Raw genomic sequence first — 20585 nt, 5'->3', positions numbered from 1 at the left:
TATGTTTGCAATTTTCATACAGGCCCTGTGCCCAAAATCATTAAAATGCTTGAAAAGCACGAGCTTTTTAAATGTTCGCATACAAGGCTCCCAAAGGAGCGCCCCAAAATAATTCCCTCAGACTTCACCGAGATGCAGTCAGCGTAGCAGAACATTGCATTAGCTCGCCACTTCAACCGTTGGACTGACACGAGACAAGCCAGCTGATAGCGAACTTTCCTCTCCGCCCATCTGGTCTTGATGGAGAGGATATGCAGAAAGCCCCGCGTCGCCTCAGTCAGCGGGGTACCAGATGAGCGCATAGCAATCCTCTACGCACTGCCCGGCAGCCCGGTCTAAGTTGGCATAAAACCGACGCGGCCCGAACTCGGGAGCGGCAAGGCTCAACGATACATAGTACTTGCCCGAAGCTTCTCCGGTGAGGATCCAGCCCGCGCCGATGTCGACGCCTTCGAATTAGTCAGGCTAGACGCCATGGAAGGTCATCGCTTGCAGGGAAAACCGTGCAAACATGCGACCTCTGGCAAGGCTTGCCAGTGCCAGTGTGCGCTCATTTGTTGCGACGCCTTGACGATTGACGCTTTTGAAACGCCGATGCGACGAAGATATGTCCCCCCATTCCCCAGGTGGAAGTTAGATAACTCAATCCAGAATGGCGAGGCTAAAATATACCACCGCCGATCGGGTTGGACGGCCTCCTGCATGTCAACATGTGCATGTCAGGGAATTTTCTGAATCTGAACCGGTTGTTGGGTTGAGATAATGTCCAAATCCGTGCCAAACTTGACTTATTGACCGTCAAGCAAAATGCAGTTTCCGATATTTCCCGCGAAAATAGAGCAGCGGGTCGCGGCGCGGTTCGAATATGGCTTTGAGGACACGACCGACGAGGATGAAATGGTCGCCGCCCTCGTGCACGGCATCGCTCGCACATTCAAAGCTGCTGAGCGATCCGGTCAGCACTGGTGTGCCAAATTCGCCAACCTCCCACGGGGTTGCGGCAAAGCGATCTTCGCCTTTACCGGCGAAGCGGTTGGAGGCGGGCTGTTGCCCGATCTGAAGCACATTGACGGCGAAGCGTTCGGCTTCGCGCAAACAGGCCGCGCTGCCCGAATTATTGGCTATGCAAACCAGCAGCAACGGCGGGTCGAGCGACACTGACGTAAAGCTGTTCGCGGTCAGCCCGATCGGCTTTCCGTCGGCCCCCATGGCGGTCACAATCGTTACGCCGGTCGCAAAGCAACCGAGCGCATCGCGAAAGGTTCGCGCATCGGACCCGGCACGAAACTCCGGGGAGCCGCGCGGCGCGCGGCGTTCGAGGAAGTCGATCAGGTGCGCCCCGAGCGCGTCGATGCGGGCTTCGGCCTGCCGCAGCCCCCCCCCCGACAAGGGCGTCCCCTTCAATCAAATCTCCGCCTGACCACGCCAGCCGCAGATACAAAATGGGGCGGCACATTGGTGCCGCCCCAGTCGTGGGACCCGTCGGGAGAGGGGAGAGGACGGATCGGAGTATGTTGCCTTGACGTTTAGCGTGCAGCCATGCGGCTACCGTCGTCCTTAACTTCGGCGACACCAGCAATTTTCAGCGCAGCGCGGAATTGTTTGGCGGCGGCGCGTTCATTGCCGGCTTCGCAGAGCTTCAGGCCGGTGGCGATGAAACGCTGGGCATCCGATTGCTTGCCACCTTCGACGGTGTCAGCAGCGGCGCGAGCTTGTTCGACCAGTGCGGCGCAGCGATAGTCACCGCTGTTAGCCATGGCATAAGCAGGCGACGTCGAAGCCACGAGGCCGGAGAAGGCGAAAACCGAAGCCGCAACAACGGCAAAGGCGGAGGGGAAAGAGCGAAAAGCTTTAAAGTTGGCAGTCATGGGAGAGGTCCTTTCGTTTCGTTGTGCAACCTATTTAGGCGCGCTTGCGCATATAGATAATCCCATATAATCTGCAAGTGCTATGAAGCAGGATTTAACAATCCCCCATGGGGCACTGGACGGGATAGAGGCTTTCCTGCGCGTGGCGGAGCGGCGCAGCTTCTCTGCCGCAGCCCATGATCTGGGGGTGTCGCCCTCGGCAATTAGTCAGACAATCAAAGGGTTAGAGGCCCGCGTCGGGGCGCCCTTGTTCATGCGAACGACCCGCAGCGTGGGACTGACGCAGGCGGGCGAGCAGTTTCTTGAACGGGCCGCCCCCGCCTATCTAGGGCTTGCCAACGCTTATGAAGCGGCACGCAATCTGGGTAGTCGACCAGCGGGCCGTTTGCGGATCAATCTGATGCGCGGCGCCATCCAGCCCTTGTTCGAACCCATATTGGCAGGCTTTTGTGAGGCTTATCCCGACATCGAGCTTGAAATCTTTGGCGATGACGGATTTTCCGACCTGTCCAAAAATGGCTTTGACGCCGGGGTACGGATGAGTGAATCGCTCGATGCCGACATGATCGCAGTCCGGCTGACCGAACCGTTTCGTTTTGTTGTCGCTGGCGCGCCCGCTTATTTCGAAAAACATGGCCGCCCAAAGACGCCAGAGGATTTACGCGACCATCATTGTATCCGGATGCGCATGACGGCGGGCGGCATGATGCCGTGGACCTTTATGACGGGGAACCGCGAAGTAGATATTCCAGTGTCAGGGCCGCTGATCGTCAACGATTTTGCCGCGCTTGTCGTCGCCATCCGCTCGGGAGTTGCGCTTGGTATGCTGGCCGAGCCGACGGCCAAAATGCATGTTGCAAACGGCGATATGGAATTGGTGCTGGTTGAACAGGCGACATCGACGTCGGGGTTATGCCTATATTACCCCAGCCGCACCCAGGTGATGCCGAAATTGCGCGCTTTTATCGATTTTGTCCGCGATCAGCTCGCACGCGGCCTGATCGGCCATTAGTCTTGCACCACTATCGGCGATTCAGTTTGCCGGTTTGGTGACGTCGATCTTTTCCACCCATTCGGGGAAAAAGCTCGGCTCACGGCCCGACCAACCGGGCGCGGTTGCAGCGGATTCGCTGATCGATTGCAACAACACGCGGCGCTTGTCGGGGTGCAGGTGCGGCAGCGACGCGGCGGCACAGAAAGCCCCAGGCAGCCACGGCCGCGCATGGGCACCGAGCAGCCGCTCATACAGAAAGCGATAGGCGGCAAAGCTCGGCAAGCGGTCCTGACCCAGATCAAAGGCCGACACCGCAATCAGCGGTGCCATAAATTGTTCAAGGGCATCGAGGCCACTATCATCCGGAATTTGCGCCCGAATATCGAGAAGGCGTTGATAGACGCGGGCCTGCACGCGGATCGCGGTTTCTTCGATCATGTCGCGCGACCAACGCTCGATCGCGTCGTCGCGCTCCAGCCCGATGTCGAGTGACCGACGGATATAGCGTTGGGTGGCCGCTGGAAAGCTTGCGAATTCCTTGATCTCGGCCAAAGCCAGATCGCCCGCTGCTGGTCCTGAACGCGTCGCCATTCTCGTGCTCCCGCTCGGCACCCGGAGAACCATCCCCCAGGGCCTGCACGCCAATATGTGGCATAAAAGGGGTTAGCGACACGTTAACCATGCCGTTGGCACCTGTTCATATGGCCGAGGGGCGTTGCGCGGTTGCGTTGGCCAGACTAATCATCATGCCCTGATTCCAACGGCACCATGAGGGACCGCCCAATGTCGCACATGCCCCAGCCGGTTATCTCCGCGACCGGCCTGTTTACCCCCGCGGAACATATCACCAACGAAGAATTGGTCGCGAGCTTCAACCGCTATGTCGCGACCTATAATCGGGACAATGCTGCTGCGATTGCCGCGGGCGATGTGACCGAACTGGTTGAAAGCAGTGTCGAGTTTATCGAAAAGGCCAGCGGCATCGGGTCGCGCTTTGTGGTCGACAAGGCGGGCATCCTTGACCCGGCGCATATGGCGCCGCGCTTCGCCGAACGCAGCAATGACGAGATTTCGGTGCTGGCTGAAATCGGCGTGGCTGCGGCAAAGGATGCGCTTGCTCGCGCCGGACGTGACGCGGCTGAAGTCGATGCGGTGTTGTGCGCGGCATCGAACATGCAACGCCCTTATCCCGCAATGGCGGTCGAAATTCAGGACGCGCTGGGCATCGACGGTTTTGGTTTCGACATGAATGTTGCCTGTTCATCAGCGACCTTTGGTATCCAGACCGCCGCCGATTATATCCGCGCCGGACACGCCCAAAGCGTGTTGGTGGTGAACCCTGAAATCTGCTCGGGCCATTTGAACTGGCGCGACCGTGACAGCCATTTCATCTTTGGCGATGTGGCCACAGCGATCTTGGTCGAGGACAAGGACATCGCACCGGCTGGGCATTGGGACATTCTCGGCACACGGCTCAAAACGGTTTACTCCAACAACATCCGCAACAATTTCGGCTTCCTCAACCGCGCCCACGGCGACATCGAACAGGACAGCCCGCGCACCGACAAACTCTTTGTCCAGGAAGGGCGCAAAGTGTTCAAGGAAGTGGTGCCGATGGTTGCCAATGTGATCGTCGATCATATGGAAAAACTGGGTCTGACCGGAACCGATATGCGCCGCCTGTGGCTGCACCAAGCGAACACCAATATGAACCGCCTGATCGCGCATCGCGTCCTCGGTCACGAAGCAAGCGCCGACGAAAGCCCGACGGTGCTCGACACCTATGGCAATACGTCCAGCGCAGGGTCGATCATCGCTTTCCATCTCCATCATGATGATATGGCTGCGGGCGATACGGGGCTGATCTGCTCGTTCGGTGCGGGCTATAGCGCGGGCACGGTGTTCGTCAGGAAGACCTGACCGGCAATCCCGCTTCCGCCAGCCGCGCGTGCGCCTCAGCAATCGTCGCTTCGCCGAAATGGAAGATTGACGCCGCGAGTACGGCGCTGGCTCCGCCTTTGACGACTCCGTCGACCAGATGATCGAGATTGCCGACCCCGCCACTGGCGATCACCGGCACCGTCACCGCATCGGCGATGGCGCGGGTCAGCGCCAGATCATAGCCGTCTTTGGTCCCGTCACGGTCCATGCTTGTGACCAGCAGTTCGCCCGCGCCAAGGTTGGTAAGCCGCACCGCATGGGCAACGGCATCGACGCCGGTGGCTGTGCGCCCGCCATGGGTGAAAATTTCCCAGCGGCCATCGGCCACACACCGCGCATCAATGCTGCCCACCGCACATTGGCTGCCGAAACGGTCAGCAATATCGGCCATCAGTTCGGGCCGCGCCACCGCCGCGCTGTTCACCGCCACCTTGTCGGCCCCGGCGAGCAATAGCGCGCGCGCATCCTCGGCGCTGCGCACGCCGCCGCCTACGGTCAGCGGCATAAAGCAAACGGCAGCGGTGCGGCTGACCATATCGAGCAAAGTGCCTCGCCCCTGATGGCTGGCCGAAATGTCCAGAAAGCAAAGCTCGTCCGCGCCCGCCGCGTCATAGGCGCGCGCCGCCTCGACCGGATCACCGGCATCGCGCAGATCAACGAAATTGACGCCTTTGACTACGCGCCCGTCGGCAACGTCGAGGCAGGGAATGACGCGGACGCGGACGGTCATCCTATCAGCGCCCCACCGCAATCGCTTCGGCCAGATCGAGCCGCCCGTCATAAAGCGCCCGCCCGGTAATCACGCCTTCGATACCATCGGCTACATGGACACGCAGCGCGTGAATATCGCTTATGTCGGCCACGCCGCCGCTGGCGATCACGGGAATATCGACCGCCTGCGCCAGCGCCACTGTCGCCGCGACATTGCAGCCTTTGAGCAACCCGTCGCGACCGACATCGGTGAACAGCAAGGCCGAAACGCCAGCATCCTCGAACCGGCGGGCCAGATCCTCGACGCGCACGTCGGACACATCGGCCCATCCCTCGGTCGCGACCATGCCGTCGCGGGCATCGACCCCGACGATGATCCGCCCGGGCAGGTCGCGCGCCGCTGATTTGACGAATTCGGGGTCTTTGAGTGCCGCCGTGCCGATAATCACCCGGTCGACGCCCAGGGCGAGCCAGCGGTCAACGCCGGCGCGGTCGCGGATGCCGCCGCCGACCTGCACCTTGCCGGGAAAGGCGGCGACAATATTTTCGACCGCGCCGCCATTGACGCTGGCACCGGCAAAGGCCCCGTCGAGATCGACGACGTGCAGATGCGTCGCCCCCGCGTCGGCGAACAGCCGCGCCTGTGCCGCCGGATCGTCGCCATAAATGGTGGCGCGATCCATGTCGCCCTCGGCCAGCCGCACGACTTGGCCAACCTTCAGGTCGATGGCAGGGAAGATCGTCAGGGTCATGGCATGTTCCTAAAGCCCCTCCCCTTCAGGGGAGGGGTTGGGGTGGGGGCTATCGAGGTGGAGCAAGACCAAAGGCCCCCACCCGCTGCAACTAGGCAGCAAGCTGCCGAGTCTCGCTGCCCTCCCCTGAAAGAGCGGGCGTGAACTACGGCCGCCACTTCAAAAACCTTTCAAGCGTGCGGAGGCCATAGCCTTGGCTTTTCTCAGGGTGAAATTGCACCCCGATGATGTTGTCGCGCCCGACGGCGGCCACAAAGGCTCCGCCATGATCGCTGGTCGCCATCACCTCTGCTTCGTCGTTGACTGTAAAATGATAGCCGTGGAGGAAATAGGCTTCACCGGCAGCGATCACCGGCTGCTCAGCCGACGGGGTCACATCATTCCAGCCCATATGCGGGATGCGCAAATCGGGCGCGGGGGTAAAAGGCTTCACGGTGCCGCCAATCCAGCCGAGCCCCGGTGAACGGCCATGCTCTTCCCCCGCATCGGCGAGCAACTGCATCCCGACGCAAATGCCCAGAAAGGGAACAGCGTCGCCACGGACGCGCTGTTCGATTGCCGCAACCAGCCCGCCGATGGCGGACAGACCATTCATGCAGGCAGAAAAGGCACCGACACCCGGCAATATGATCCGATCAGCGCGTACCACCACTTCTGGATCGGCCGTCACATCGACATGCGCAGCACCCGCAGCCAGCAAGGCATTATGAACCGAGCGCAGATTGCCCGCGCCATAGTCGATAAGAGCGATGGTTTCAGCCATGGCTTTGGAACCTAGAGCACCCCCTTGGTGCTGGGAATCGCATCGCCTTTGCGCGGGTCGATTTCGACCGCTTGCCGGAGCGCGCGGGCGAGCGCTTTGTAACTGCTTTCGGCGATATGATGATTATTGTCGCCATAGAGCGTTTCCAGATGCAGCGTGATTCCGGCTGCTTGGGCAAAGCTGGCAAACCAGTGTGGGAACAGCTCGGTGTCCATTTCGCCGAGGCGCTGCTGGGTGAACCCCGATTTCCACACGCAAAAGGGACGTCCCGAAATATCGATGGCGCAGCGGGTCAGTGTCTCGTCCATCGGCGAGTGCGCCTCGCCATAGCGCGCGATGCCGCGCTTATCGCCCAGCGCCTTTAACACCGCCTCGCCCAGTGCCAGCGCGCTGTCCTCGACCGTGTGATGCTGGTCGATGTGAAGGTCGCCCTTGACCGTCATCTTTATGTCGATCAGCGAATGGCGCGACAATTGTTCGACCATATGGTCGAGGAAGCCGATCCCGGTCGAAACGGCATAATCGCCCGTGCCGTCCAGATTAACGGTGATGGCAATGTCGGTTTCGCGCGTTGTGCGCTGGACTTCGGCGGTTCTCATGGCGCTTCCCATAGCACTCACTTTTCGCGGCGCAAGGCGCCTGTCCCCTCTTGACCCCTGCGCCGTCCCCGTTCATCCCCGCAGAATGAGCGACGAAGTCCAAGACAGCCTGATTCCCTATGACGAAATCGTACAGGATGCCCTGCGCGCCGTGGTTGGCCGCGTGCTGCGCCAGATTGTTGGCTATGAAAGCCTGCCGGGCGAGCATCATTTCTATATCACCTTTAAAACTCAGGCCCCGGGGGTTGATATTCCGGCGCATTTGACCGCCAAATTTCCTGATGAAATGACGATCGTGCTCCAGAACCGTTTTTGGGATCTGACGGTCGAGGATGATTTTTTCAGTGTCGGCCTGTCGTTCAATCAGACCCCGTCGATCCTGACCATTCCCTATGCTGCAATTTCGGCGTTCGTCGATCCGTCGGTCGATTTTGGGCTGCAATTTCAGGTCAGTGACGACAGCGCCGATCCCGAACCCCATGACGAAGCCGAAAATGACCATCCACCCGCGACCAGCGACGATGGCTCCAATGTCGTGACGGTGGATTTCGGCAAGAAGCGGTAACGATATGGCCAAGCTCTGGCCTCCGACGCGATTCTGGCAATATTGGGCCTTGGCCGGCATGGTCATATTAACCGCCGCCTTTTGGTGGGGTGTCGAGGGAAGCGCGCTGCATGACGGCGACCGCGTCATCGGACAGATTGCGGATGGCCTGTTGCGGTTCAGCCTGTTGGTTTTGACACCGGCGCTGGTGATGGGTTGGCTGGGCGCCGCCTGGTTTCGGCGAAGAATTGGCGAAAAGGGCTATTGGCAATTGTTGGGGCTGGTCGGAATGATCTGGGCCATCGCGGCGCTGATCGTCCGGATGTTGCTGACATGACCTCCACCCGCATCGAAAGCGATTCGCTGGGCGACATCGAGGTTCCTGCCGACACCTATTGGGGCGCGCAGACCGAACGCAGTCGCCACAATTTCGCCTTTCCGCCACATGAGCATATGCCGATTGCGATTGTCCACGCGCTAGCGCTGGTCAAATGGGCAGCCGCGCGGGTCAATCGCAAGCACGGGCTCGAACCGGTGCTGGCCGATGCGATCGAGGCGGCGGCGGCGGCTGTCGCGGCGGGTGAATATGACGACCAGTTCCCGCTCGCCATCTGGCAAACCGGCAGCGGCACCCAGAGTAATATGAACGTCAACGAGGTGATCGCCGGCATCGCCAACGAGGTTTTGAGCGGACAGCGCGGTGGCAAGACGCCGGTGCATCCGAACGATCATGTCAACAAAAGCCAGTCGTCGAACGACAGTTTCCCGACCGCGATGCACGTGGCGGTGACGCTGGCGATGACAAAGGGTTTGATGCCGGCACTCCGCAAGCTGGAGGATTTGCTGCTCGCCAAGGCGACGGCGTGGAACGATATTGTCAAAATCGGTCGCACCCATTTGCAAGACGCGACGCCGATGACTTTGGGGCAGGAATTTTCTGGCTATTATGCGCAGCTTCGCCTGTGCCGGATCCGGACCGAACCGATGGTCGAACAGGCGATCACACGGCTGGCGCAGGGCGGGACAGCGGTCGGCACCGGTCTGAACGCTCCGCAAGATTTCGACACGGACTTCGCCCGCGAAATGTCGGCAGTAACCGGGCTGACCTTTACCACCGCGCCCAACAAGTTCGAAGCCTTGGCCAGCCATGATGTTCTGGTTGACCTGTCGGGGCGGCTCAACACGCTGGCGGTCTCTCTCACCAAAATTGCCAATGATATTCGCTTGTTGGGGTCGGGGCCACGCGCCGGGCTTGGGGAACTCAACCTGCCCGCCAACGAACCGGGCAGCTCGATCATGCCGGGTAAGGTCAACCCGACCCAATGCGAAATGCTGACGATGGTGGCCGCGCAGGTGATTGGTAATCATCAGGCTGTGACCATTGGCGGGATGCAGGGTCAGCTTGACCTCAATGTTTTCAAGCCCCTCATTGGCGCAAATGTGCTACGATCCATCGAGTTGCTAAGCATCGGCATGACCGGCTTCGCCGACCATTGTGTCGCAGGCATCGAACCCAACCGCGACCGTATCGCCGAACTTGTCGACCGATCGCTGATGCTTGTGACGGCGCTGGCGCCCGAAATCGGCTATGACAAGGCCGCCAAGATCGCCAAACACGCGCTGGATCAGGGGTTGACGTTACGCGAGGCCGCACTGGCCCTCGAATTGGTCGATGCGGCGACATTTGACCGGATGGTCCGGCCTGAAAACATGCTGGGGCCGGAACCGACAGACGAAGGAGGCGTTGAATGACCGAGGTGAAACAGGAAATGCTTGGACGGATCATCAGTGGAATCATCGGCGGCAACATCGCCAAAAGCCACGGCAATCATCGCATTGCCGGGACGATTATTGGCGCGGGCACCCTATTTGCCGCGCGCCGCCTGTTTCCGCAACGCTACGCCTTTCTTGCTGCAACAGCAGCGGCTGCCTATCTGACCAAAAAATGGGCCGACCATGCCCAGGAACGCGAAGCCAGAAAGGCCATAGCCTCTGTAGAGGACAAAATTCGCAACGCAGATGTTGTTGATAGCTATACAGGAACCGGCCAATCCGCCCCTGACGGTGCCAGCATCGGCGATGCCCTGCCCCCGGCGATCCCGCTGCGCAAGACGGTCAACGGGACCGCGATTCACTAAAGGTCAGCCTCCGGCCTGCCAGTCCCTGACCGCTTCTATAGGCGATACCAGCATCAGCACATTCAGCGTCAGATTGTCGCGGATCGCCAAAAGCGTGAAAAGCTCGAACGTAATGGCGATCCCCACCGTCTGCCACCAGCGCATCCGGCTGGCGGCGACAAAACCCAGCATCATGAACGCCGCATCGCTCACCGAATTGAGAATCGAATCGCCGCTATAGCCATAGGCCATGGTGACTTCGCGATAGCGGTCGATGATGACGCTCGAATTTTCCAAAATTTCCCACGCCCCCTCTATCCCAAGCGCGAGGATGAGTGCGACCCATAAGGGTTGGCGCGAGAGCAGCCAGCGCGACAGGCCAAAGAAGATGAAGCCGTGGATGATGTGGCTGAAACTATACCAGTCGCTCAATTGCTGACTGTTCTGGTTCGACTGAACAACGCCATGCCACAGGCTGACCGTTCCGCACGGACAGATGGGCGGGCGGCCCATCGCAAACAGGATGAGCGCCAACGCGAGCAGCATCGCCGCCGCGAGTCCCCAACCCTTGCGCGAAATTCCTGCCATGCCAACGCCCCTTCCCGCTTGACCGGCGGCGGTCATCGCGCAATTAGCCCCCATGACCAAAAGCGTCCAGTTGAACCGTCGCGGCGTGTTGTTCGCCCTGTCCTCGCCATCGGGGGCAGGGAAAACCACCATTTCCAGAAAAATGCTGGCTGCCGACAATGAAATCGCGCTGTCGATTTCGGCGACGACGCGCCCGATTCGTCCGGGCGAGGTTGACGGCGTCGACTATCATTTCGTCGATGTTCCGACCTTTAAACAGATGGTCGCCGACGACGAATTTCTGGAATGGGCGCATGTGTTCGGCCATCGTTATGGCACCCCGCGCGCACGGGTCGAACAATTGCTCGATGCGGGCAAGGATGTGTTGTTCGACATCGACTGGCAAGGCGCACAGCAACTCTATCAAGAGGCTGGCCCCGATGTCGTGCGCGTCTTTGTCCTGCCACCGACGATGGAAGAGCTGGAACGGCGGCTGCGCAGCCGCCAGACCGACAGCGATGAGGTGATCGCGTCGCGCATGGCGCGCGCGGCAAATGAGATCAGCCATTGGGACGGTTATGATTATGTGCTGATCAACGACGATGTCGAAGGCTGTTTCGCCGAAGTCATGGCGATCATGCGCGCCGAACGATTGAAGCGCCGGCGCCAGATCGGTCTGATCGGCTTTGCCCGCGACCTCATTCGCTCAGTGCCAGAGGGCGATCCCGCGACCTGATCAGCCTTTGAAACGATAGCTTTCCAGTTCGGCGCGAAAGCTGTCTTTGATCGGCGCCGACCCCTTGGCATCGGTGCGCACGATTGTCGTGTCGCACAATCCAACGCACACATCATTTTGATAGGCCGCCGACACAATGTCCCAGCTTGCCGTGCCGATCCGCCCGATCCCGCTGGTGACTGTGATCGGGTCCGGGAAATGCCCTTCGGCGATATAATTGACCTCGACGCGCGCGATCAACCATCGTTCGCCCTCGATCCGCATTTTGCGCTCGACGATCAGTTCGCGGTTGAACCGCACCCGGCCATTTTCGAACAAAGCCGCCATGGCGACATTGTTGATATGACCCAGCGGATCAAGATCCTGAAACCGCGTTTCGACACTGGTCGAATAAGGATAGTTGGCGGGGTCGAGCCGCGCCGGGTCGAAACGGGGCATGGGAATACTCCAATTCCCCTCCCGCAAGCGAGAGGGGAGAGGTTGATTTAGCGCGGCGCCATACGGATGGCACCGTCAAGGCGGACATCTTCACCGTTGAAATAGCTGGTTTCGATCATGCACAGCGCCAGCTTCGCATATTCCTCAGGCTGCCCCAAACGCGCCGGATAGGGCACCGATGCCCCCAGCGCATCGCGAACATTTTGCGGCGCACCCGCCAGCAGCGGTGTATCAAAAATACCAGGCAGGATGGTGTTAACGCGGATCGCTTCGCGCGACAGGTCGCGCGCGATTGGCAGGGTCATCCCGACGACACCGCCCTTTGATGCCGAATAGGCGGCCTGACCGATCTGGCCATCCTCTGCCGCGACGCTTGCGGTGTTCACAATCGCACCGCGATCGCCGTCTTCCTGCGGATCGAGGGTCAACATTCCGGCTGCCGATTTGGCGATGCAGCGGAAGGTGCCAACCAAGTTGATCTGGATCAGCCAGTTGAACGCATCAAGCGGAAAATGCTTGATGCTGCCGTCTTCTTTGCTGCGGCTTGCGGTCTTGATCGCATTGCCGGTTCCGGCGCAATTGACGAGGACACGTTCCTGCCCATGAGCTTCGCGCGCCTTGGCAAAACCTGCATCGACGCTGGCGTCGTCAGTGACGTTCACTTCGCAAAAGAGGCCGCCGATTTCGGCGGCGATGGCCAGACCTTTTTCTTCCTGCAGGTCAAAGATGGCGACCTTGACGCCCTGAGCAGCCAGCGCGCGGGCGGTGGCCGCACCAAGGCCCGAAGCGCCGCCGGTGACAACGGCAGATACGGTGGAATCGAGTTTCATTTCAGTCTCCTATCAAAAGCCCTCTCCTTCAATGGAGGGGTTGGGGTGGGGGCTGTCGAGGTTGCGCAAGGCCGATGCCCCCACCCCGCTCGACTATTGGTCCGGCTACGCCGAACCAAGTCTCACTGCCCCTCCCCTGAAGGAGAGGGGGTTATTCTTCTTAAAGTCGTTCGATGATGGTGACGTTGGCTTGGCCGCCGCCTTCGCACATCGTTTGCAGCCCATATTTGGTGCCGCGCGATTCGAGCGCATTGAGCAATGTTGCCATGAGTTTGGTGCCCGATGCGCCCAGCGGATGGCCGAGTGCAATCGCGCCGCCATGGACATTGAGCCGGCCGTGCGACCCGCCCAGATATTTGAGCCATGCCAGCGGCACCGGCGCAAAGGCTTCGTTGACTTCGTACAGGTCGATGTTGTCGATTTTCATGCCGGCTTTTTTCAGCGCGCGTTCGGTGGCGAACAGCGGTTCTTCGAGCATGATGACGGGATCGCCCGCGGTCACCGAAACATGGTGGATGCGCGCACGCGGGGTCAGGCCATGATCCTTGAGCGCCTGTTCCGAACAGATGAGCACCGCGCTCGCCCCGTCGCAAATCTGGCTGGCCGACGCTGCTGTGATGCTGCCACCTTCCTGAAGCAATTTAACTCCGGCAATCCCTTCCAGCGTGGCGTCGAAGCGGATGCCTTCGTCAACGCGGTGAATCACCTTGCCCTCGGGCGTGTCTATTTCGACGCCGACAATTTCCTTGTCGAACAAACCCGCCTCGGTCGCCGCTTTGGCACGGCGATGGCTTTCGAGGGCAAAAGCATCAAGATCAGCCTTGGTAAAGCCGTGCTTTTGCACGATCATTTCGGCGCCCATGAACTGGCTGAACATGATGCCGGGATATTTTTCCTCAAGCCGGGGCGATTTATAATTGCCCATGCCTTCCTTCATATACAGCATCGCGGTTGAGCCCATCGGCACGCGCGTCATGCTTTCGATACCGCTGGCCAGCACCATGTCCTGCGTCCCCGACATTACGCCCTGCGCCGCGAACTGCATCGCCTGCTGCGACGATCCACACTGGCGGTCGATGGTGACCGAGGGGATGCTGTCGGGCAGTTTCGATGCGAGTACGGCGTTACGGCCAAGGTCCATCGTCTGCTCGCCGCCCTGTCCGACACAGCCGGTGATGACATCGTCAATCTTGCTGGTATCAAAATCATTGCGGTCAGCAATCGCGTCGAACACAGCGGCGCCAAGGTCGACAGGGTGAACGCCGGCGAGCTTGCCGCCGCGTTTGCCACCTGCGGTGCGGACGGCGTCTACGATATAGGCAGTGGTCATTGGGGATTCCTTTCGATCAAAAGCCCCTCCCCTTCAGGGGAGGGGTTGGGGTGGGGGCTGTCGAGGTTGCACAAGGCCGATGGGCCCCCACCCCGCTCGACTAAAGGCCCGACTAACGCCGGACCAAGTCTCACTGCCCCTCCCCTGAAGGGGAGGGGCTTAATCCTCAGAGCTTTCGCCCGATGAGTTCCTTCATAATTTCGTTAGTGCCGCCAAATATCCGCGTCACCCGCGCCGCGCGCCACATGCGGGCGATGGGATATTCGTTCATATATCCTGCGCCGCCGTGAAGTTGCAGGCATTTGTCCATCACTTCCCATTGCAGGTCGGTGTGCCACAGCTTGGCCGCAGCGCCTTCCTCGGGCGTGAGTTCCTTTTTCAGATGCCGTGCCAGCGCCCAGTCGAGATGCGCCCAGCCGACCTGCAACTTGGCCTTGAGGTCGGCGAGCACGAAGCGGCTGTTCTGGAAATCGAGCAGAGGCTTGCCGAACACCATCCGGTCGCGCGCGAAGGTGACCGTCTCGTCGAACGCCTTTTGGCTCGATGCCATCGCGGACACCGCAATCGACAAGCGCTCCTGCGGCAGTTCGCTCATCAAATAGATGAATCCCTTACCCTCTTCGCCCAGGCAATTGGTGATCGGCACGCGGACATCTTCAAAGAACAGCTCGGACGTGTCGGCCTCATCCATCCCGATCTTGTCGAGGTTGCGACCGCGCTTGAATCCCTCGCGATCGGCTTCGACGAGCACGATCGACATCCCCTTCCACGCCGGTTCAATCTCGGTGTCGGTCTTGACGCAAACCAGGATCAGATCAGCATTCTGGCCGTTGGTGATATAGGTTTTGGACCCGTTGATGACATAGTGATTGCCATCCTTTTTCGCGGTCGCGCGCATGGCTTGCAGGTCGCTGCCGGTCCCCGGTTCGGTCATCGCAATCGCCGTGATAACCTCGCCCGAAATCATCTTGGGCAGCCAATGCTTCTTCTGCTCTTCGCTGCCATAGCTGTTGATATAATTGACGACGATGTCCGACTGCAGCGAAAAGCCCGTCGCCGCGCCGCCATAATAGGCGCTTTCCTCGTCAACGATGGCGTTATAGCCGAAATCGAGGCCCAGACCGCCATATTCCTCTGACACCGTGGGGCACAACATGCCCAGCGCGCCCGCCTTGGGCCAGATGGATTTGGGGACGATGCCCTCTTCCTGCCACTTCGCCGCATTGGGGGCGACTTCCTTTTGCAGAAACTGGCGCACCGTGGCGCGAAAAGCCTCATGGTCCTCGGTGTAAACCGAGCGCGACAGATTATCGAGCGACATGAAATCCCTTTCCCAGACGGCGAACCGACGCCTTTGGCGAGTCGGCACCCATGATTATGGCACGACTAGGCACAGTCGTTTCATCTTTAGTTGACCTTACGTTTACGTGCACGTCAAGTGGAAATGCCGTTACGGCGGCAATGCGCGCGATTCAACACTGGCCGGACACGGCGGTGCCGCGCTAAACGGGCGGCATGGTTGATCTTCTTCTTGATACCCACGCCCTGCTCGGCGAATTGCCGCGCTGGAGCGCCACCGAACAATGCCTCTATTGGGTCGATATAGACGCCCATCAAATCCACCGCACCGACCCCGAAACCGGCACAGATAAGGTCATGCAGTTGGACCAGCCGGTCGGCTGCATTGCGCTGCGTTCCGATGGCGGGCTGATCGCCGCGATGAAAAACGGATGCGCCCTGATTGACACATGGGGAGCCAAACCCGTGCCCTTTGGTCCGCAACCTCTGACCGACCGGCCAGAACAGAGGTTCAACGACGGCTGCGTAGATGGCGCCGGGCGGCTGTGGGTCGGCAGCCTGACGAGCGACAAAGCCAATCCGCAGGCCCGCCTCTATCGGCTTGATCCCGACGGCATGATGACCGAGATGCTCCACGGCCTGACGACCAGCAATGGCGCGGCGTTCAGTCCCGATGGTCACACCTTCTATCACGCCGACACCCCGACCCATGCGATCCGCGCCTATGATGTCGACCCCGACACCGGCACGCTGGGCGAGGGGCGACTTTTCCACCAGTTCGAACACGGCAAGGGACGCCCCGATGGCGGGACCGTCGATGCCGAGGGTTGTTACTGGTCGGCGCTATGGGATGGCGGGCGTGTGGTTCGCCTGTCGCCCGACGGCGAATTGCTGGCCACTGTCGCGCTGCCGGTCTCCCGCCCCACCATGATCACATTGGGCGGCGCGGACCTTCGCACCGCCTTTGTCACCAGCGCGGGCAAGAATCTGAGCGAGGATGAACGCGCGACGCAGCCACATGCGGGCGGGGTTTTCACGTTTCGCGTCGAAGTGCCGGGGCTCTCGCCTCCCGCTTTCGCGCTGTAACCGGCATTGCTTGCCAGCCGCTGATATATCGGGGTAAGGCACCTGCAAAGGCGGTTTCGCCGGAAAGCCGACCGTTCAGGGAGAAAATTATGTCGCGTCGCCCCCTTCGTCTTGTTCCGTACCTGACCCTGCTGCTTGCATCTTCGGCAATGCTGGCGGGTTGTGCCACCATGGATAGCCAAATGACCAGTGAACCGACAGCAGCCAACGAAGCCGCACCGCCCGCGTCTGACGCCAGCGATAACCCGATGCTTGCCGAATGGACCGGCCCTTTTGAAGGAGTGCCGCCGTGGGACAAGATGAAGCCCGAATTGTTCCCGTCGGCTTTCACCGCCGGAATGGCCGAGGTCAAAGCCCAATATCAGGCCGTTATCGACAATCCCGAAGCGCCGACTTTTGATAACACGTTTGTCCCCCTGATGCTCGCCGGCGATACGATGGACCGGGTTTATGCGATGTGGGGCGTCCAGACCTCGAACAAGTCGAGCGACGCGGTCGAGGCCATCGATGCCGAATGGAGCCCAAGGCTCTCCACCTTCTATACCGAGCTGTCACTCGACCCCAAACTCTTCGCGCGTTTCAAAACGGTGTATGACAATCGCGAAACCAGCGGGCTGGACGCGCAGCAAAAGCGCATTGTCGAACGCGAATATGACCAAATGGTCCGCGATGGCGCCAATTTGTCGGCTCCCGACAAGGCCAAACTTGTCGCGATGAACGCCAAGCTGGAAGGGCTGTTTTCCAGCTTTTCCAGCAAACTGCTCGGCGACGAGAAACTCTATACATTTGTGACGGACAAGGCCGATCTGGACGGATTGGAACCGGCGCTTGTTGCTTCCTTTGCCGCTGCCGCAACCGCCGCTGGCAAGCCGGGCGAATGGGCGATCAAGAACACCCGATCATCGGCGCAGCCAGTGCTGCAAAATGCCACCAACCGCGCGTTGCGAGAGAAAGTCTGGCGCGCCTATGTCAATCGCGGTGACAATGGCGATGCCAATGACACCAATGCGACGATTGTCCAGATTTTGAAGCTGCGTCAGCAGCGCGCCGAACTGCTCGGATTCCGGACCCACGCCAATTATCGCATGGCCGACACCATGGCGAAAACGCCTGAAAACGCGATGGGCCTGATGATGAAAGTCTGGCCTGCGGCGGTCGCCCGCGTCCATGAAGAGGTCGCCGACATGCAGGCGGTTGCCGATACTGACGCCAAGGCCGGTAAGGCTCCCAAGCTGACCATCGAGCCGTGGGACTATCGCTATTATGCCGAAAAGGTCCGCAAGGCGAAATATGACCTCGATGAAAGCGAGGTGAAACCTTATCTCCAGCTCGACAAAATGGTCGCGGCGATGTTCTGGGAAGCCGGACAGCTTTATGATCTCGGCTTTAAGGAAAACACCGGCACGGTTCCGGTGTTCGACCCCAAGGTGCGGACTTTTGAAGTCACCAATCTGAAAACCGGCGCCAATGTCGGGCTGCTCTATCTCGACAATTTCGCGCGCGACGGCAAACGGTCGGGCGCGTGGATGACCACCTATCGCAGCCAGCAGACGCTGGGCGGTCGCCGCAACGTTCTGGCATCAAACAATAATAATTTCACCGAAGGCGCGGACGGCGAGCCGACACTCATCAGCCTCGACGATGCCTCGACCCTGTTTCATGAATTTGGTCATGGCATCCATTATCTGTTGCAGGATGTGAAATATCCCTGGCTCGCCAATGTCCCGCGCGACTTTGTCGAATATCCCAGTCAGGTGAACGAAAACTGGCTGATGACCCCCGAAATATTGTCGAAATTTGCAACGCATTATAAAACAGGCAAGCCGATCCCGCAGGCGCTGGTCGACAAGATTTTGGCCAGCCAAAAATTTAATCAGGGCTTTGAAACGGTCGAATATCTGGCGAGTGCCATCGTCGACATGAAGCTGCACAACCGCACGACGCCGCCGATCGACATCGACGCATTCGAACGCGACACGCTGAAAGAGATCGGTATGCCGAAAGAAATCGTCATGCGTCACCGCCTGCCGCAGTTCGGCCATTTGTTCAGCAGCGACGCCTATTCGGCGGGCTATTACAGCTATCTCTGGTCCGAAACGATGGACGCCGACACATGGGCAGCCTTTACCGAGGCTGACGGCCCGTGGGATCGCAAGGTTGCCGACCGGTTCCGCACCATATTGTTGATGACCGGCAACGAAACCGACCGCGCCGAGGCCTACCGCACCTTCCGCGGGCGCGACCCCGATGTGAAGGCGCTATTGATCCGTCGGGGCTTCCCGACGGGCAATTGATCTGAGTCTGGGGCGGCGGCGTCAATCGGTTGCCGCCCCGCTCTTGTTCGCAAGACTCGCTTCGCCGCGCACTTATCGCTAAAGCGCGCGCCATGAGTGACGATCTGTACGACGATGACGGCCATGAAGCCGCGCCCATGGATATGCTGGCGTCCTATTTCGCCGCGCATGACTGGGCGCACGAGATGGTCAGCGACGATGAAATTGTCGCAACCGCGCAAGGCAGCTGGACCAGCTATGAATTGCGCGCCGTTTGGCGGGCAGAGGACGGCGTCATCCAGTTGCTCGCCTTTCCCGACATTCGCGTCGTCGAGGACAAACGCGCGGTCGCCCATGAGGCACTGGCGCTGATCAACGAACAGCTATGGCTTGGTCATTTTGAACTTTGGTCGAGCAGCGGCACGATCTTGTTCCGCCACGGCATGTTGGTCGGGGCCAATGCGGCGTTGTCAATCGACATCACCGAAACGCTCGTCGAAACGGCGATCGACGAATGCGAACGATTTTATCCGGTATTCCAGTTTGTCCTGTGGGGCGGGAAATCTCCGGCCGAAGCACTGGCCGCGTCGCTCATCGAAACGCGCGGCGAGGCGTAAGACCCTTTCCGATCCCGCCATTTCCGTTCGCCCTGAGCTTGTCGAAGGGCTGTCCTTTTCTTTGAGTGTCGAAATGAAGAACGGTCCTTCGACAGGCTCAGGACGAACGGGCTTTAGGTTTATGTGCTGTCGCTAACGCCGTTCAAACCGCGTCAGTCCCGGCCCCAGATCATTGGCGCCAATCGCCAATGCTTCGCCGCTCCAATCGGCAACAAACACCGATTTCCGACCCAATCCCGCAGGCAATGTCGCTTTATTGCCCTCGATCACCAGTCCGGCTGACGGATTTTTGCGCTCTTCTGCCGCGACGGCGATGAAGGCTGAATAATTTTCCTTGTCGCGTCCCTGAATGAACAGATTATTCGCAATCCGGCCGACCGACCCCGATGGCAGGTCGATCATATAATTGGTTGCGCTGCCCTGCGTATCGTCAAAGCTGTTGTTGCGAAAATCGACCGAGACACCCCGCGATTTGAGATAATGGCCACCATCGCCCTTTTCGAACCGCGACTGGGTGACAATCACCCGCCCGTAAATGCCGGTATAGACACTATGCGCGCAGCTCAGGCCGCGATCACAGCGGCCCAAATGGGAGAAAGTGGAGCGATCGATGCTGAGCGTCGCGCCCTCATCGTCGGCGGTGAGCACGCCTTCTTCACTGTTGCGGAACATGCTGTTGACGATGGTCAGATCGCTTCGTTCCAACCGGATTCCCGCGCCATTGCCATCGGGGACACGCATATTCTGAAACACGATGCCATCGACGCGCGCACCATTGCCACGCAAGACCAGCGCCGCCTTACCCTCGCAGGTCACACCATTGAAAATCGCTTTGCCCGGCTCTGCCGCCACAAAAGCAACGCGCCCGGATTCCTGCACCGCGCATTGGCGATGGACGCCCGATGCGACGCGGATCGTGCCCTGACCGTCACCAATCGCGTTGACCGCATCTTGCAGACGGTCATAGCCGCGCCCCTGTTCGACAACGACATAGGGCGCAGCGCCCGTTTGCGCGGGAACCGGCGTCGGCGCGAGCAGCAAGGGCAAGGCGAGCAACGGCAACATGGGACGACGGAAAGGAAATTTGGCCATGGTTGCGCCTTAGCCGCTTGCCGCCCGC

The 20585-nt window shown here is 59.9% G+C and carries 24 protein-coding genes; 10 read left to right on the top strand and 14 right to left on the bottom strand.

Annotation, left to right across the window (positions count from 1 at the left end; all coding sequences use genetic code 11):
• Positions 1 to 273: 273 nt before the first annotated feature.
• From ACR3XE_RS04365 to ACR3XE_RS04355, 3 genes are all read right to left on the bottom strand, one after another.
• Positions 274 to 441, bottom strand: a complete 168-nt coding sequence (locus ACR3XE_RS04365; RefSeq protein ID WP_473700364.1) for a DUF736 family protein — start codon at positions 439 to 441, stop codon at positions 274 to 276.
• A gap of 357 nt (positions 442 to 798) precedes the next feature.
• Positions 799 to 1389 carry a flavin reductase family protein gene (locus tag ACR3XE_RS04360; protein WP_486185936.1) on the bottom strand — a complete coding sequence of 197 codons (591 nt, stop codon included), beginning with the start codon at positions 1387 to 1389 and terminating at the stop codon, positions 799 to 801.
• Between the two features lie 137 nt (positions 1390 to 1526).
• Positions 1527 to 1868: a hypothetical protein gene (locus tag ACR3XE_RS04355; RefSeq protein ID WP_473698827.1), complete on the bottom strand. Its 342-nt coding sequence runs from the start codon at positions 1866 to 1868 to the stop codon at positions 1527 to 1529.
• 82 nt (positions 1869 to 1950) lie between these two features.
• Here ACR3XE_RS04355 and ACR3XE_RS04350 point away from each other — a divergent pair, with 82 nt between their 5' ends.
• Positions 1951 to 2880, top strand: a complete 930-nt coding sequence (locus tag ACR3XE_RS04350; RefSeq protein WP_473698828.1) for a LysR family transcriptional regulator — start codon at positions 1951 to 1953, stop codon at positions 2878 to 2880.
• 21 nt (positions 2881 to 2901) lie between these two features.
• Here ACR3XE_RS04350 and ACR3XE_RS04345 read toward each other — a convergent pair whose 3' ends face one another.
• Positions 2902 to 3453, bottom strand: a complete 552-nt coding sequence (locus ACR3XE_RS04345) for a hypothetical protein (RefSeq protein ID WP_473698829.1) — start codon at positions 3451 to 3453, stop codon at positions 2902 to 2904.
• 192 nt (positions 3454 to 3645) lie between these two features.
• Here ACR3XE_RS04345 and ACR3XE_RS04340 point away from each other — a divergent pair, with 192 nt between their 5' ends.
• A complete protein-coding gene (locus tag ACR3XE_RS04340) occupies positions 3646 to 4782 on the top strand; it encodes a beta-ketoacyl-ACP synthase III (RefSeq protein ID WP_473698830.1) in 1137 nt (378 codons plus the stop codon).
• On the opposite strand, the gene hisF is transcribed toward ACR3XE_RS04340, so the two are convergent.
• From hisF to hisB, 4 genes are all read right to left on the bottom strand, one after another.
• On the bottom strand, positions 4769 to 5533 hold the full coding sequence (gene hisF, locus ACR3XE_RS04335; RefSeq protein ID WP_473698831.1) for an imidazole glycerol phosphate synthase subunit HisF: 765 nt from the start codon (positions 5531 to 5533) through the stop codon (positions 4769 to 4771). The two genes, ACR3XE_RS04340 and hisF, sit on opposite strands and share 14 nt — an antisense overlap.
• A gap of 4 nt (positions 5534 to 5537) precedes the next feature.
• On the bottom strand, positions 5538 to 6266 hold the full coding sequence (hisA, locus tag ACR3XE_RS04330) for a 1-(5-phosphoribosyl)-5-[(5-phosphoribosylamino)methylideneamino]imidazole-4-carboxamide isomerase (RefSeq protein ID WP_473698832.1): 729 nt from the start codon (positions 6264 to 6266) through the stop codon (positions 5538 to 5540).
• Between the two features lie 145 nt (positions 6267 to 6411).
• Entirely contained in the window at positions 6412 to 7029 is a 618-nt protein-coding gene (gene hisH, locus ACR3XE_RS04325; protein ID WP_473698833.1) for an imidazole glycerol phosphate synthase subunit HisH, read from the bottom strand.
• Positions 7030 to 7040: 11 nt separating this feature from the next.
• The gene (hisB, locus tag ACR3XE_RS04320; protein WP_473698834.1) at positions 7041 to 7628 is read right to left on the bottom strand and encodes an imidazoleglycerol-phosphate dehydratase HisB; all 588 of its coding nucleotides are present in this window, start codon (positions 7626 to 7628) and stop codon (positions 7041 to 7043) included.
• Positions 7629 to 7713: 85 nt separating this feature from the next.
• Here hisB and ACR3XE_RS04315 point away from each other — a divergent pair, with 85 nt between their 5' ends.
• From ACR3XE_RS04315 to ACR3XE_RS04300, 4 genes are read left to right on the top strand one after another with little or no spacing between them, the layout of a single operon-like run.
• Positions 7714 to 8193 (top strand): SspB family protein, encoded by a 480-nt coding sequence (locus tag ACR3XE_RS04315; protein ID WP_473698835.1) that lies wholly within the window; start codon positions 7714 to 7716, stop codon positions 8191 to 8193.
• A 4-nt stretch (positions 8194 to 8197) separates the two neighbouring features.
• Positions 8198 to 8509 (top strand): hypothetical protein, encoded by a 312-nt coding sequence (locus tag ACR3XE_RS04310; protein WP_473698836.1) that lies wholly within the window; start codon positions 8198 to 8200, stop codon positions 8507 to 8509.
• Complete coding sequence (gene fumC, locus ACR3XE_RS04305) at positions 8506 to 9924, top strand: class II fumarate hydratase (RefSeq protein WP_473698837.1); 1419 nt, start codon at positions 8506 to 8508, stop codon at positions 9922 to 9924. The genes ACR3XE_RS04310 and fumC overlap by 4 nt, the downstream gene beginning before the upstream one ends.
• The gene (locus tag ACR3XE_RS04300; RefSeq protein ID WP_473698838.1) at positions 9921 to 10310 is read left to right on the top strand and encodes a hypothetical protein; all 390 of its coding nucleotides are present in this window, start codon (positions 9921 to 9923) and stop codon (positions 10308 to 10310) included. Before fumC ends, ACR3XE_RS04300 begins: the two co-directional genes overlap by 4 nt.
• Before the next feature lie 3 nt (positions 10311 to 10313).
• Here the strand turns inward: ACR3XE_RS04300 and ACR3XE_RS04295 are convergent, their stop codons facing one another.
• Complete coding sequence (locus ACR3XE_RS04295; RefSeq protein ID WP_473698839.1) at positions 10314 to 10877, bottom strand: DUF2585 domain-containing protein; 564 nt, start codon at positions 10875 to 10877, stop codon at positions 10314 to 10316.
• 52 nt (positions 10878 to 10929) lie between these two features.
• On the opposite strand from ACR3XE_RS04295, the gene gmk reads away from it, so the two are divergent.
• A complete protein-coding gene (gene gmk, locus ACR3XE_RS04290; RefSeq protein ID WP_473698840.1) occupies positions 10930 to 11592 on the top strand; it encodes a guanylate kinase in 663 nt (220 codons plus the stop codon).
• On the opposite strand, the gene ACR3XE_RS04285 is transcribed toward gmk, so the two are convergent.
• The 4 genes from ACR3XE_RS04285 to ACR3XE_RS04270 all read right to left on the bottom strand — a co-directional run bounded on the left by ACR3XE_RS04285 (position 11593) and on the right by ACR3XE_RS04270 (position 15511).
• A complete protein-coding gene (locus ACR3XE_RS04285) occupies positions 11593 to 12030 on the bottom strand; it encodes an acyl-CoA thioesterase (RefSeq protein ID WP_473698841.1) in 438 nt (145 codons plus the stop codon).
• Between the two features lie 47 nt (positions 12031 to 12077).
• Positions 12078 to 12860 (bottom strand): SDR family NAD(P)-dependent oxidoreductase, encoded by a 783-nt coding sequence (locus tag ACR3XE_RS04280; RefSeq protein ID WP_473698842.1) that lies wholly within the window; start codon positions 12858 to 12860, stop codon positions 12078 to 12080.
• Positions 12861 to 13020: 160 nt separating this feature from the next.
• A complete protein-coding gene (locus tag ACR3XE_RS04275) occupies positions 13021 to 14190 on the bottom strand; it encodes an acetyl-CoA C-acetyltransferase (RefSeq protein WP_473698843.1) in 1170 nt (389 codons plus the stop codon).
• A 166-nt stretch (positions 14191 to 14356) separates the two neighbouring features.
• Positions 14357 to 15511 carry an acyl-CoA dehydrogenase family protein gene (locus ACR3XE_RS04270; protein ID WP_473698844.1) on the bottom strand — a complete coding sequence of 385 codons (1155 nt, stop codon included), beginning with the start codon at positions 15509 to 15511 and terminating at the stop codon, positions 14357 to 14359.
• 194 nt (positions 15512 to 15705) lie between these two features.
• On the opposite strand from ACR3XE_RS04270, the gene ACR3XE_RS04265 reads away from it, so the two are divergent.
• The 3 genes from ACR3XE_RS04265 to ACR3XE_RS04255 all read left to right on the top strand — a co-directional run bounded on the left by ACR3XE_RS04265 (position 15706) and on the right by ACR3XE_RS04255 (position 19465).
• Entirely contained in the window at positions 15706 to 16575 is an 870-nt protein-coding gene (locus ACR3XE_RS04265) for an SMP-30/gluconolactonase/LRE family protein (RefSeq protein ID WP_486185935.1), read from the top strand.
• A gap of 182 nt (positions 16576 to 16757) precedes the next feature.
• Positions 16758 to 18869, top strand: coding sequence for a M3 family metallopeptidase (locus tag ACR3XE_RS04260; RefSeq protein ID WP_473698846.1), 2112 nt, complete (start codon positions 16758 to 16760; stop codon positions 18867 to 18869).
• A 92-nt stretch (positions 18870 to 18961) separates the two neighbouring features.
• Positions 18962 to 19465 (top strand): type III secretion system chaperone family protein, encoded by a 504-nt coding sequence (locus tag ACR3XE_RS04255; protein ID WP_473698847.1) that lies wholly within the window; start codon positions 18962 to 18964, stop codon positions 19463 to 19465.
• 132 nt (positions 19466 to 19597) lie between these two features.
• On the opposite strand, the gene ACR3XE_RS04250 is transcribed toward ACR3XE_RS04255, so the two are convergent.
• On the bottom strand, positions 19598 to 20557 hold the full coding sequence (locus ACR3XE_RS04250) for a right-handed parallel beta-helix repeat-containing protein (protein WP_473698848.1): 960 nt from the start codon (positions 20555 to 20557) through the stop codon (positions 19598 to 19600).
• Positions 20558 to 20585: the final 28 nt, after the last annotated feature.

It is taken from the genome of Sphingopyxis sp. 10G20-10, from assembly GCF_057365075.1.
The sequence above is the reverse complement of the archived record's forward strand: the minus strand, read 5'-3'. Positions and strand labels throughout refer to the sequence as shown.

Excerpts from the sequence above, each read along its gene's own strand:
- ACR3XE_RS04275 (WP_473698843.1), bottom strand. The coding sequence starts at position 14,190 with ATGACCACTGCCTATATCGTAGACGCCGTCCGCACCGCAGGTGGCAAA.
- ACR3XE_RS04310 (WP_473698836.1), top strand. The coding sequence starts at position 8,198 with ATGGCCAAGCTCTGGCCTCCGACGCGATTCTGGCAATATTGGGCCTTG.
- ACR3XE_RS04250 (WP_473698848.1), bottom strand. The coding sequence starts at position 20,557 with ATGGCCAAATTTCCTTTCCGTCGTCCCATGTTGCCGTTGCTCGCCTTG.
- hisB (WP_473698834.1), bottom strand. The coding sequence starts at position 7,628 with ATGAGAACCGCCGAAGTCCAGCGCACAACGCGCGAAACCGACATTGCC.
- ACR3XE_RS04255 (WP_473698847.1), top strand. The coding sequence starts at position 18,962 with ATGAGTGACGATCTGTACGACGATGACGGCCATGAAGCCGCGCCCATG.
- ACR3XE_RS04355 (WP_473698827.1), bottom strand. The coding sequence starts at position 1,868 with ATGACTGCCAACTTTAAAGCTTTTCGCTCTTTCCCCTCCGCCTTTGCC.
- fumC (WP_473698837.1), top strand. The coding sequence starts at position 8,506 with ATGACCTCCACCCGCATCGAAAGCGATTCGCTGGGCGACATCGAGGTT.
- hisH (WP_473698833.1), bottom strand. The coding sequence starts at position 7,029 with ATGGCTGAAACCATCGCTCTTATCGACTATGGCGCGGGCAATCTGCGC.
- gmk (WP_473698840.1), top strand. The coding sequence starts at position 10,930 with ATGACCAAAAGCGTCCAGTTGAACCGTCGCGGCGTGTTGTTCGCCCTG.
- ACR3XE_RS04295 (WP_473698839.1), bottom strand. The coding sequence starts at position 10,877 with ATGGCAGGAATTTCGCGCAAGGGTTGGGGACTCGCGGCGGCGATGCTG.
- ACR3XE_RS04350 (WP_473698828.1), top strand. The coding sequence starts at position 1,951 with ATGAAGCAGGATTTAACAATCCCCCATGGGGCACTGGACGGGATAGAG.
- ACR3XE_RS04270 (WP_473698844.1), bottom strand. The coding sequence starts at position 15,511 with ATGTCGCTCGATAATCTGTCGCGCTCGGTTTACACCGAGGACCATGAG.
- ACR3XE_RS04300 (WP_473698838.1), top strand. The coding sequence starts at position 9,921 with ATGACCGAGGTGAAACAGGAAATGCTTGGACGGATCATCAGTGGAATC.
- hisA (WP_473698832.1), bottom strand. The coding sequence starts at position 6,266 with ATGACCCTGACGATCTTCCCTGCCATCGACCTGAAGGTTGGCCAAGTC.
- ACR3XE_RS04315 (WP_473698835.1), top strand. The coding sequence starts at position 7,714 with ATGAGCGACGAAGTCCAAGACAGCCTGATTCCCTATGACGAAATCGTA.
- ACR3XE_RS04280 (WP_473698842.1), bottom strand. The coding sequence starts at position 12,860 with ATGAAACTCGATTCCACCGTATCTGCCGTTGTCACCGGCGGCGCTTCG.
- ACR3XE_RS04340 (WP_473698830.1), top strand. The coding sequence starts at position 3,646 with ATGTCGCACATGCCCCAGCCGGTTATCTCCGCGACCGGCCTGTTTACC.
- hisF (WP_473698831.1), bottom strand. The coding sequence starts at position 5,533 with ATGACCGTCCGCGTCCGCGTCATTCCCTGCCTCGACGTTGCCGACGGG.
- ACR3XE_RS04345 (WP_473698829.1), bottom strand. The coding sequence starts at position 3,453 with ATGGCGACGCGTTCAGGACCAGCAGCGGGCGATCTGGCTTTGGCCGAG.
- ACR3XE_RS04260 (WP_473698846.1), top strand. The coding sequence starts at position 16,758 with ATGACCAGTGAACCGACAGCAGCCAACGAAGCCGCACCGCCCGCGTCT.
- ACR3XE_RS04265 (WP_486185935.1), top strand. The coding sequence starts at position 15,706 with ATGGTTGATCTTCTTCTTGATACCCACGCCCTGCTCGGCGAATTGCCG.
- ACR3XE_RS04285 (WP_473698841.1), bottom strand. The coding sequence starts at position 12,030 with ATGCCCCGTTTCGACCCGGCGCGGCTCGACCCCGCCAACTATCCTTAT.